The sequence below is a fragment of the Kitasatospora putterlickiae genome (genome assembly GCF_039527695.1).
In the GTDB taxonomy this organism is placed as follows: domain Bacteria; phylum Actinomycetota; class Actinomycetes; order Streptomycetales; family Streptomycetaceae; genus Kitasatospora; species Kitasatospora putterlickiae.
The window spans coordinates 19,465-29,632 of record NZ_BAAAKJ010000005.1 but is presented as its reverse complement, the minus strand read 5'-3'; the positions used below and the strand labels follow the sequence as shown (position 1 = coordinate 29,632).

Sequence of the window (10,168 nt, the reverse complement as noted above, 5' to 3'; positions counted from 1 at the left end):
CGCTCGGCGGCGCCGAGCGCGTCGATCCGGGTCCCGTACACCTGCTCAAGGCGCCGGGGGAGCGGGACACCGGCGAAGTCCGGTGACTCCTCGCGGTGGTCGGCGGTCCGGCCGCGGCGCCGTACGTGCGGCGGCAGTTCGAGCAGGGCCAGGGGGTTGCCCCGGGCCTCGTCCAGGACGAGCCGGCGCAGCCGGGGGTCGAGGCCGGGGTGGTGCCGGTCCAGCAGCCGTTCGGAGGCCCGCTCGGAGAGCGTGGTGACGGTCAGCCGGGGCAGGGCGGCGGTGCCGAATCCGGACGGCACGTCGTCGCGCAGGCCGATCAGCAGCTTGGCCGGGGTCCCGGTGAGCCGCCGGCCCACGAAGCCGCACACCTCGGTGGTGGCGGCGTCGAACCACTGGCCGTCGTCGAGGACCAGCAGCAGGGGCTGCCGGGACGCGGCGAGGGCGAGCAGGTCGAGGACGGCGATGCCGAGGGTCATCACCGAGGGGGGCGGGCCCGCGCTGCGGCCGAACACCACGTCCAGCGCGCCCCGGTGGCCCTCGGCCAGCCGGTCGAGGCCGGGGAGCAGCGGGTGCAGCAGCTGGTGCAGCCCGGCGTAGGGCAGCTCCCACTCGGCCTCCGTGCCGGCGGCCCTGACCACCCGGTGGCCGTCGGCGGCCGCGAGGGCGGCGACGTGGTCGAGCAGGGTGCTCTTGCCCACACCGGTCTCACCGCCCAGGACGAGGGCGCGACCGCCCTGGGCGGTGATGAACTCGGACAGCGCGGCCTGTTCGTCGTCCCGGCCGATCATCGCCGCGTCAAGCGGTTCCACCGGTCCCCCATACCCCTCATCGTGACCGACCCGGCCGCCCCGGCGGCCGCTTCGAAGAAGTCACCCCTCTGGCTGGTGACGAAGCTGTCATGAGCTTCCGTCACCTGTCAAGAAGCTCAGGTGGTATCCGGCCAGGCCCATCGCGGGTCGACGATCGTCGTCACTGTTTTGACGGGTGACGGATCGGAACTGGGTCCAGGGTTCGTCCGCCGGGCCGTCCGCTGTCCGGTCGCCCACGAACGGTGTGCGCGGTAGCGTCACCGATGGTCACCGGGCCGTCGCGGACCGCTTGCCCGGGACGGGCGCGGGCGAGGCCCTGCGGTGGCCCCTTCCGAGCCGTCGATCCGACAGGAGCGTCCCACCGTGGCCGTACCCACCACCTTCGACCAGCGCGCCACCGGCTTCAGCCTCCCGCTCGCCTACAACCTGGCCAAGGCCGCCGAGCTCGCCTACCAGGACGAGGCCACCATCGAGGCGCGGGCCCGCGACTGGGGCTTCGACACCGTGCGCCACCACCAGACCCGCTTCACCCCGCCGTTCCCGCTCCAGGACACCCAGGCCTACACGATGGCCGGCGAGCACATGATCGTCACCGGGTTCCGCGGCACCGAGCCCGCGCGGATCCGCGACTGGCTCACCGACGGCACCACTCCGCCCTGGCCCGGGCCCGCCCGCACCGGCTACGTCCACTACGGCTTCGCCGAGGCCCTGGAGTCGGTCTTCCCCGAGGTCGCCAAGACCCTCGCCGACCTGCGCACCAACGGGCAGAGCGTGTGGTTCACCGGCCACAGCCTCGGCGGGGCGCTCGCGATGCTCACCGCCGCCCGGCTGAGCCTGGAGGACCCCCGGCTCCAGGCCGACGGCGTCTACACGTTCGGCCAGCCCCGCACCTGCGACCGCCTGCTCGCCGCCGCCTACGACAAGGGCCTCCAGGGCCGCACCCACCGCTTCGTCCACGACAACGACATCGTGCCCCAACTGCCCCCGGAGCCCGCCTTCACCCATGTGGAGACGCTGCACCACATCGACTCCGCCGGCCGCGTCCGGGAGAAGGCCGGCCTGGTCGCCGGGCTGGCCGACCGCGCCAAGGGCCTGGGCGCCGCCGCCTTCTCCCCGGACGGCGAGGGCGTCCGGGACCATCTGATGCGCAACTACCTCGCCGCCCTGGAGAAGGCGCTCGACTGACCGCTCTTCCCGTCTCGCGAACCCCCGGTCCGTTCAGCCGCGCTCGGCGCCCCCGTGCGGGTCGCCGACCTGGCCGACGCCCGCACCGGACCGCGCACCGGACCGTGCTACGCGGCGCCGGCGTCCAGGAAGCCGTCAACCAGCGCGAGGAAGCGCTCGGGCTCCTCCACCCACGGGCGGTGACCGGACTCCGCGAGGACCTCCAGCCGGCCGCCGGGGTGGGCGGCGGCCACCGCGCGGGCGGGCGCGGTGCCGACCATGCCGTCCGACGCGCCGGCCAGCACCAGCACGGGCGTCCGGGCGGCACCCAGCCGGGCGACCCGCTCGGCGAGGGTCCGGGGACCGGCCGATCCGGCGTAGAAGGCCTCCCGCAGCCACGGATGGGCGGACGCGTACCGCGGCGGGTACTCGGCGAGCCGCTCCCCGGTCCAGCGGTGCCAGAAGAACGGCAGCACCCGGCGCCGCAGCGCCGCGAGTTCCTCGCCCGACCGGCCGCCGAGCCCCAGCAGCCGGTCCGCCTCGGCGGCGTCGGCGTACCACGGCTCGGCGGACCGCGAGGCCCGCAGCCCGGCCAGTTCCGCCTCGTCGACCTCGCGCCCGGCCCGCCCGACCGGGGCGACCAGCACGGCGCGGCCCGCCCGCCCGGGGAAGGCCGCCAGGTACTCCTGCGCGGTGAGGCACCCGGCCGAGTGCGCCAGCAGGTCGAAGCGCTCCAGCCCCAGGTGGACGCGCAGCGCCTCCAGGTCGCGGGCCTGTTCGACGAACGACACCGTTCCCCGGTCCGCCGGCACCCCGGACCGCCCGGCCGCCCTGGCGTCCACCAGCACCAGGCGCCGCCGCCGGCCGAGCCCCCCGAGGTCCCCCAGGTACCGCAGGTCCATCCCGGGACCGCCGGGCAGCACCACCAACGGCTCGCCCTCGCCGTGCACTTCGTACCAGATCACGCAGTCGTCGTAGGACGGGAGGCTAGGCATGATCGCCAGCCTTCCACGGTCCCGGGCGCGCTTTCAATCGGTTTCCGCCGAGGTCGTGGCGCCCGGGGCGGCGCTCAGGAACCCATGGTCAGACCGGCCTCGGCGGCGCCCCGGCTGAGCACCACCGTGCGGATGTGCTCCAGGGCCCGGGCGTAGTCGGCGCGGCCGGGCTCGCGGCGGGCGGCCTCCTGGAGGTCGATGACGCGGCAGGGCGGGCCGAGGTCGGTCACCTGGGGGAGGAACTCGGCCTTGGCGACCGTCCACCGCTGTCCCGGCGCGGCGGGCGGGGCGAAGGTGAACCGGGCGATCGAGCTCCAGTTGCCGCGCGGGTCGTCGGCGCCGTCGTAGGTGACCATCTGACCGGCGAGCTGGTCACCGAGGCCGTACACGGTCCAGGTGCCGTTGATCTTCTCGTACGCCTGGGGGATGTGGGCGTGGGTGCCGAGGATCAGGTCGATGTCCGACGCGCCCCCGGCCTGCCCCTCGGACAGTTCGCGGGCCAGCGTGAGCTGCTGCTCGTTCGGCGCGTCCTGCCACTCGGTGCCCCAGTGCAGGCTCACCGCGACGACGTCCGCACCGGCCGCCCGGGCGGCGCGGGCGTCGGCGAGGATCCGGTCGCGGTCGATCAGGTTCACCGCCCAGGGCTGGTCCGACGGCAGCGGGATGCCGTTGGTGCCGTAGGTGTAGGCGAGGTGGGCCACGGCGGCGCCACCGGCCCGCAGCAGCGCCGGCCGGCCCGCCTCGGCCTCGTCCCGGGCGGAGCCGGTGTGGGCCAGGCCGACGGCGTCCATCGCGTCGAGGGTGCGCCGGATGCCGGCGGCGCCGTCGTCGAGGGTGTGGTTGGAGGCGGTGTCGCAGGCGGTGTACCCGGTGTCCTTGAGGGCCCGGGCGACCTGCGGCGGCGATTTGAACGTCGGGTAGCCGGTGAACGGCCCGCCGTCCGCGCCGTAGACGGTCTCCATGTGGCAGATGGCGAGGTCGGCGCCGCTGATCAGCGGTTTGACGCCGGCGAACATCTGGCCGAAGTCGTAGCCGCTCCCGCCGGCGTCCGCCTGGGCCTGCCGGATGATCGAGGCGTGCGGCAGCACGTCACCGCTGGCGACCAGGGTGAACCCGCGCGGCCCGGCCGAGGACGCGGCGGACGTGGCGGGGCTGCGGCCGTCGTCCACCGGCGGCGGTGAGGCCGGGGAGCCGCAGCCCGCGGCGGCGAGCAGCAGCGGGACGGCCATCGCGATGACCGGTCGGCGGGGCAGGCGCATGGTCGACTCATCTCATGATCGGAAGGCGTTGCGGCCCTCCGACTATGCGACGCCCCGGCGGTCTCCCCCCGGCCCCACGCCCGGGCGCCCCCGGGGCGTCACCCGGGGGACCGCACCGGCTCCGGGCCGGCGCGCGGGTGGCCGGGGACGCTCCTATGGTGGAAGCCGATCGCCTACGGAGGATCATCACCGCACGTCACCGAACCCCCTGGAGGGCCGCCATGGCCACGCCCCGCAACGCGCGCCGCCCCGCGCCCGACCGGGCCGGTGGTGGATACCGCACGTCGCTCCCGTGGCGGATCCTCACCCACGCGTCCGAGTACGTCGACCGGCGCCTCGGCTGGGACAGGCTGCCGGTCCTGCCCGGACTGCTGACCCTCCTCGGGCTGCGGATCAGGCTGCGGCAGCGGAACCTCCACGACACCGGACGGCTGCCCGCCGTCGACCCGCCCACCCCCGCGCCCCCGTCCGCGAGCCACCGGGTCAACCGGACCGCCGACGGCAGCCACAACGACCTCGGGGACCCGCGGATGGGCATGGCGGGCACCCGCTTCGGCCGCAACATCCCGCTGGACCGGATCGCCCCGGCCTCCGCCGAGGCCGTGCTCTCCCGGCCCAACCCCCGGGAGGTCAGCCGGGCCCTGCTCACCCGCCACGAGCTGGTCGCGGCCGAGTCGGTCAACTCCCTGGTCGCCGCCTGGCTGCAGTTCATGATCCGCGACTGGTTCAGCCACGGCTCCAGCCCCACCGACCGCCCCTGGGAGGTGCCGCTGCTGGACGACGACCCGTGGCCCGAGCGGCCGATGCGGATCATGCGGACCCCGGACGACCCGACCCGGGACCCCCAGGCACCCGCCGGCACCCCCGACACCCGGGTCAACGTCTCCTCCCACTGGTGGGACGCCTCCCAGATCTACGGAAGCGGCGAGGCCGAACAGCGGCTGCTGCGCACCGGGGAGCTGGGAAGGCTGCACGTGGGGGACGACGGACGCCTGCCGCCCGCCGCGGACCCGTCCCGTGACCCGTCCCGCGTCCCCGGCTTCTGGCTGGGGCTGGCCATGATGCAGGGCCTGTTCGCCCGGGAGCACAACGCGATCTGCGAGCACCTGCACCACGCCTACCCGTCCTGGGACGACGAGGAGCTGTTCCAGCGGGCCAGGCTGGTGAACGCCGCGCTGCTCGCCAAGATCCACACCGTGGAGTGGACGCCGGCCGTGATCAGCCACCCCACCACCGTCGCGGCCCTGCGCGCCAACTGGTGGGGCCTCGCGGGCGAGCGCGTCCACCGGCTGTTCGGCCGGGTCAGCGGGAGCGAGGTCCTCAGCGGCATCCCCGGCGGCGGCACCGACCACTACGGCGTCCCGTACGCCCTCACCGAGGAGTTCGTGGCCGTCTACCGGATGCACCCGCTCATCCGTGACGACTGGCACCTGCGCTCCGCGGCCGACGACTCCACCCTGCGCCGGTGCACCTTCCGCGACCTCGCCGGGCCCGAGGCCCTGGAGGTGATGGGCGCCGTCGGCACGGCCGACCTGCTCTACAGCTTCGGCACCCTCCCGCCGGGCCTGGTCACCCTGCACAACTTCCCCAGGTTCCTCCAGGAGTACCGGCGCCCGGACGGCAAGCTCCAGGACCTCGCCGCCACCGACATCCTGCGCGGCAGGGAGCTCGGGGTGCCCCGCTACAACGAGTTCCGCCGGCTGCTGGGGCTCAGGCCCGCCGGGACCTTCCACGAGCTGACCGGCAACCCCGACTGGGCCGACGAGATCGAGCGGCTCTACGAGGGCGACATCGAGAAGGTCGACCTGACCGTCGGCATGTACGCCGAGAAGCTGCCCGCCGGATTCGCCTTCAGCGACACCGCGTTCCGGATCTTCGTCCTGATGGCGTCCCGCCGCCTGAACAGCGACCGCTTCTTCACCGAGTACTACACCCCCGAGGTCTACTCCAAGGCCGGCCTGGCCTGGATCGACGACAACACCATGATCACCGTCCTGCTCCGCCACCACCCCGGGCTCCGCACCCCCCTCGCCGGTCTGACCAACGCCTTCACCCCCTGGCACTCCGCCGCCCCGACGGCGTCGTGACCGGCGGGCCTGCTCTTGGCTCGGGGGAGGGGCGTATGTACGTTAGAACATAAGTGCCGGGGAGGATGGGCCCAGGCCGGAGCGAGAAGGACCCGAGCATGACCGACACCACCGCGCCCGCCCGCTGCTGCATGCCGTCCGGAGGGGGCGCGGTGACGCCGGTCCCGCCGCTGCCCGCGCCCTCGGCGCGCCGGGACGGCGACGACGGGACGGTGCTGCTGCCCGGCGGCGAGTTCCTGATGGGGACCGAGGACGCCGAGGGGTTCCCCGGGGACGGCGAGGGGCCGGTGCGGGCGGTGCGGCTGACGCCGTTCCGGATCGACACCCACGCGGTCAGCAACGACCGGTTCGCCGCGTTCGTCGCCGACACCGGCTACCGCACCGAGGCGGAACGCCTGGGCTGGTCCTACGTGTTCGCGTCCTTCCTGCCCGCCGCGCTGCGCCGGGACGCGCCGCGGCCCGAGCGCACGCCCTGGTGGTGCGGGGTGGAGGGGGCGGCCTGGAACCGTCCTGAGGGGCCGGGCAGCGACGTCGCGGGGCGCGGCGACCACCCGGTGGTGCACATGTCCTGGAACGACGCGGCGGCGTACGCGGCCTGGGCCGGCAAGCGGCTGCCCACCGAGGCGGAGTGGGAGTACGCGGCGCGCGGGGGCCTGGAGCAGGCGCGCTACCCGTGGGGCGACGAGCTGGACCCGGCGGGGGAGTACCGCTGCAACATCTGGCGCGGCACCTTCCCGGCCCGGAACACCGCCGCCGACGGCTTCCGCGGCACCGCCCCCGTCGACGCCTTCGAGCCCAACGGCTTCGGGCTGTACAACGTGTCCGGCAACGTCTGGGAGTGGTGCGCCGACTGGTGGACCACCGACCACCCGGCCGACCGGCCGCTGGTCGACCCCGCCGGCCCCGCCGCCGGCACCGACAAGGTGATCCGGGGCGGTTCCCACATGTGCCACCGCTCCTACTGCAACCGCTACCGGGTGGCCGCCCGCACCGCCAACAGCCCGGACAGCTCCAGCGGGCACGCGGGCTTCCGCTGCGCGGCGGACGCCTGAGGCGCGCGGACCGCACCGGAACCGGAGGGGAATCGGAGGGGAACCGGAGTATTGACATCCGGCTACTGGCGGGTAAACCTGTGGGCATAAGTTCCTCAGAACATAGGTGCCGCACATGCAGCTCGACTATGTGATCCTCGGGGCGCTGACCCTGCGCCGTCTGTCCGGCTACGACCTGCGTCGCTGGATGGACGGGCCGGGCCGCTTCATCGGGTACGGGGTCCAACTCCCGCACATCTACCGCCGACTGGCCAGGCTCGTGGAGCGCGGCTGGGTGGACTTCGAGGTCGATCCGCGCGAGGGCCGGCCGGACGCCAAGGTGTACCGGCTGACGGAGGAGGGCCGCGCGGCCCTCCTGGAGTGGGCGCGCTCGCCCTTCGAACCGTCGCCGCGCGCCAAGGACCCCGACTTCACCCTGCGGTTCTTCTTCGCCGGGCAGCTCGACCCCGCGATCGCGCTGGACATCGTCACCACGGAGCTGGAGTACCGGCTCAAGGCGCACGCGGAGTCGGGAGCCATGCCGCTGCCCGACGCCTACGACCCGCAGATCCCCGAACTCGACGCCGCCTGGGCCCGCGAGGTCCACACCATGGCGCACGAGCACGGCTACGCCTTCGGCGCCTCGCACATCGCCTGGCTCCAGCTCACCAAGGCCCGCCTGGAGGCGCGGCTCGGCCGCTGAACCCGCGGCCCGCCGCGCCCCCCTGCGCGGCCCGCCGCCCCCGCGGCACCTTTCCACCCCTTGATCACCGGTCGCCCGGCGCCCCCCGCCGCCGGGCCGCACCGGCGCGCGCCCCTGCCCCGCTCCTCCCCCTGGAGTCCCCTCATGCGCATCATCTACATCGACGTGGACACCCTCCGCGCCGACCACACCACCCCCTACGGCTACCACCGGCCCACCACCCCCAACCTCCAGGCCCTCGCCGGGAAATCGGTCGTCTTCGACCGCTACTACTGCTCCGACTCGCCCTGTCTGCCGTCCCGCACCGCTCTGACGAGCGGTCAGTTCGGCATCACCAACGGCGTGATCGGCCACTTCGGGCCGGCCGCGCAGTTCCGCCTCGACTCCGGCCACGGCCCCGAGCCCGACCGCCCCCTGCTCGGCCAGGTGCTCGGCTTCGGCGGCCACTACACCGCCGCCGTCTCGGTGTTCGCCGAACGCCACCGCGCCTACTTCTTCCACGCCAACTTCCGCGAGTCCATCCGCGCCACCGACCGCTTCGGCGACGAGAGCGCCGAGGAGGTCAACCGCGCCGCCACCGACTGGATCCGCCGGCACGCGGACGACGAGAACTGGTACCTCCACCTCACCTACTGGGACCCGCACACCAACTACATCCAGCCCGTCGAGTGGACCGAGAAGATGGCCGCCTCCGGCCCCGTCCAGGAGTGGCCCGACGAGGAGACCATCGCCGCCCACGCCGAGGTCTACGGCCCGCGCAGCGCCCTCGACCTGAACTACTCGCTGATCGGCGACGGCACCTCCCCGGTCCCGCACAACATGCCCGACGCCATCCGCTCGCGCGCCGACTTCGAGCACCTGATCAACGGCTACGACGGCGCCGTCCACTACTGGGACCACCACTTCGGCCACCTCATGGCCACCCTCCAGGAACTGGGCATCGCCGAGTCCACCGCCGTGATCGTCAGCGCCGACCACGGCGAGTCCTTCGGCGAACAGGGCTCCTACGCCGAACACGGCCTCGCCAACGAGCCCACCCACCGCCTGCCCCTGGTCGTCTACTGGCCCGGCGTCACCGACCACCTGCCCGCCGAAGCGCGGCGCAACGACGCCCTCCTCTACAACATCGACCTCGCCCCCACCCTCTGCGACCTCCTCGACCTGCCCGTCCCGACCGGCTGGCAGGGCACCTCCTTCGCCCCCGCCCTGCACGGCGAGACCATCGAATCCCGCCCCTACCTCGTCCTCGGCCACGGCGCCCACACCTACCAGCGCGCCGTCCGCACCCGCGACCACCTCTACATCCGCACCTACCACCCCGGCGCCTTCCGCGCCGAATGGGAACAGCTCTTCCACGTCACCGAGGACCCCCACCTCACCCGCGACCTCCTCGCCGACGAACCCGAACTCGCCGCCGTCATGCGCTCCCACCTCGCCGAATGGTGGAACGAACACGCCGGCCGCCCCGGCAGCCTGCCCGACCCCATGCAGGCCACCCTCCAGACCGGCCCCACCTACTACAACGACCCCGCGCGCTACGCCCGGCACCTGCGCGACACCGGCCGCGAGCGCCTCGCCGAGGACCTCGAAGCCCGCCTCGCCACGGTGAACGTGCCGGTCTCCTGGCACGCCCCCGACCGCCCGCGCACCGCCGAACTCGCCATGCGCTGGGCGGCCCTGCTGCAGACCCGCGATCAGAGCTCGGTCCGGCCCAACTGACGCGCGTCACGCGAAGGGAGTTCACATGACCGCCGAATCCTCGCCGCCGCCCACCGCGGTGACCGCCCCGCCCCCCGCCGCCGCCGGAAAGGCCGGACGCGGCCGCTGGCGCCAACTGGGCCTGCTCAGCGCCGCGATGGGCACCGACAGCGGTGAGCACAGCGCCGCCTCGGTGCTGTTCCCCGCGATGCGCACCGCCCTGAACCTGCCGCTGTCGGCCCTCAGCCTGCTCGTCGCCCTGGGCAAGATCACCGGGGTGGTCTTCGGACCGCTCTGGGTGAGCCTCGCCCAGCGCTACCCCCGCAAGTACGTCCTCGCCGTCAGCTCGGGCCTGTGGGGCCTGTGGACCATGGCCACCGGACTCGCCCAGAACTACCTGCAACTCGTGGTGCTCTTCG

Annotated in this window: 8 protein-coding genes and 1 pseudogene; 6 read left to right on the top strand and 3 right to left on the bottom strand. The window is 74.0% G+C overall.

The window, feature by feature from the left end; all coding sequences use genetic code 11:
* Positions 1 to 791 (bottom strand): AAA family ATPase (locus ABD308_RS00565; RefSeq protein WP_425554660.1); only part of this gene is annotated, 791 nt, incomplete at its 3' end.
* Between the two features lie 384 nt (positions 792 to 1,175).
* Here ABD308_RS00565 and ABD308_RS00560 point away from each other — a divergent pair.
* On the top strand, positions 1,176 to 1,997 hold the full coding sequence (locus ABD308_RS00560) for a lipase family protein (RefSeq protein WP_344322652.1): 822 nt from the start codon (positions 1,176 to 1,178) through the stop codon (positions 1,995 to 1,997).
* A 107-nt stretch (positions 1,998 to 2,104) separates the two neighbouring features.
* Here ABD308_RS00560 and ABD308_RS00555 read toward each other — a convergent pair whose 3' ends face one another.
* Both ABD308_RS00555 and ABD308_RS00550 read right to left on the bottom strand, forming a co-directional pair.
* The gene (locus tag ABD308_RS00555; protein ID WP_344322645.1) at positions 2,105 to 2,971 is read right to left on the bottom strand and encodes an alpha/beta fold hydrolase; all 867 of its coding nucleotides are present in this window, start codon (positions 2,969 to 2,971) and stop codon (positions 2,105 to 2,107) included.
* A gap of 74 nt (positions 2,972 to 3,045) precedes the next feature.
* Positions 3,046 to 4,230, bottom strand: coding sequence for a CapA family protein (locus ABD308_RS00550; RefSeq protein WP_344322639.1), 1,185 nt, complete (start codon positions 4,228 to 4,230; stop codon positions 3,046 to 3,048).
* Positions 4,231 to 4,451: 221 nt separating this feature from the next.
* Here ABD308_RS00550 and ABD308_RS00545 point away from each other — a divergent pair, with 221 nt between their 5' ends.
* The 5 genes and pseudogenes from ABD308_RS00545 to ABD308_RS00525 form a co-directional block, all read left to right on the top strand.
* Positions 4,452 to 6,317: a peroxidase family protein gene (locus ABD308_RS00545; protein WP_344322619.1), complete on the top strand. Its 1,866-nt coding sequence runs from the start codon at positions 4,452 to 4,454 to the stop codon at positions 6,315 to 6,317.
* A 98-nt stretch (positions 6,318 to 6,415) separates the two neighbouring features.
* On the top strand, positions 6,416 to 7,369 hold the full coding sequence (locus ABD308_RS00540) for a formylglycine-generating enzyme family protein (RefSeq protein ID WP_344322611.1): 954 nt from the start codon (positions 6,416 to 6,418) through the stop codon (positions 7,367 to 7,369).
* A gap of 115 nt (positions 7,370 to 7,484) precedes the next feature.
* Positions 7,485 to 8,051 (top strand): PadR family transcriptional regulator, encoded by a 567-nt coding sequence (locus ABD308_RS00535; protein ID WP_344322602.1) that lies wholly within the window; start codon positions 7,485 to 7,487, stop codon positions 8,049 to 8,051.
* Between the two features lie 144 nt (positions 8,052 to 8,195).
* Positions 8,196 to 9,770 (top strand): sulfatase family protein, encoded by a 1,575-nt coding sequence (locus tag ABD308_RS00530; protein WP_344322593.1) that lies wholly within the window; start codon positions 8,196 to 8,198, stop codon positions 9,768 to 9,770.
* Between the two features lie 25 nt (positions 9,771 to 9,795).
* Positions 9,796 to 10,168: pseudogene (locus ABD308_RS00525) on the top strand (MFS transporter); the annotation flags it as partial.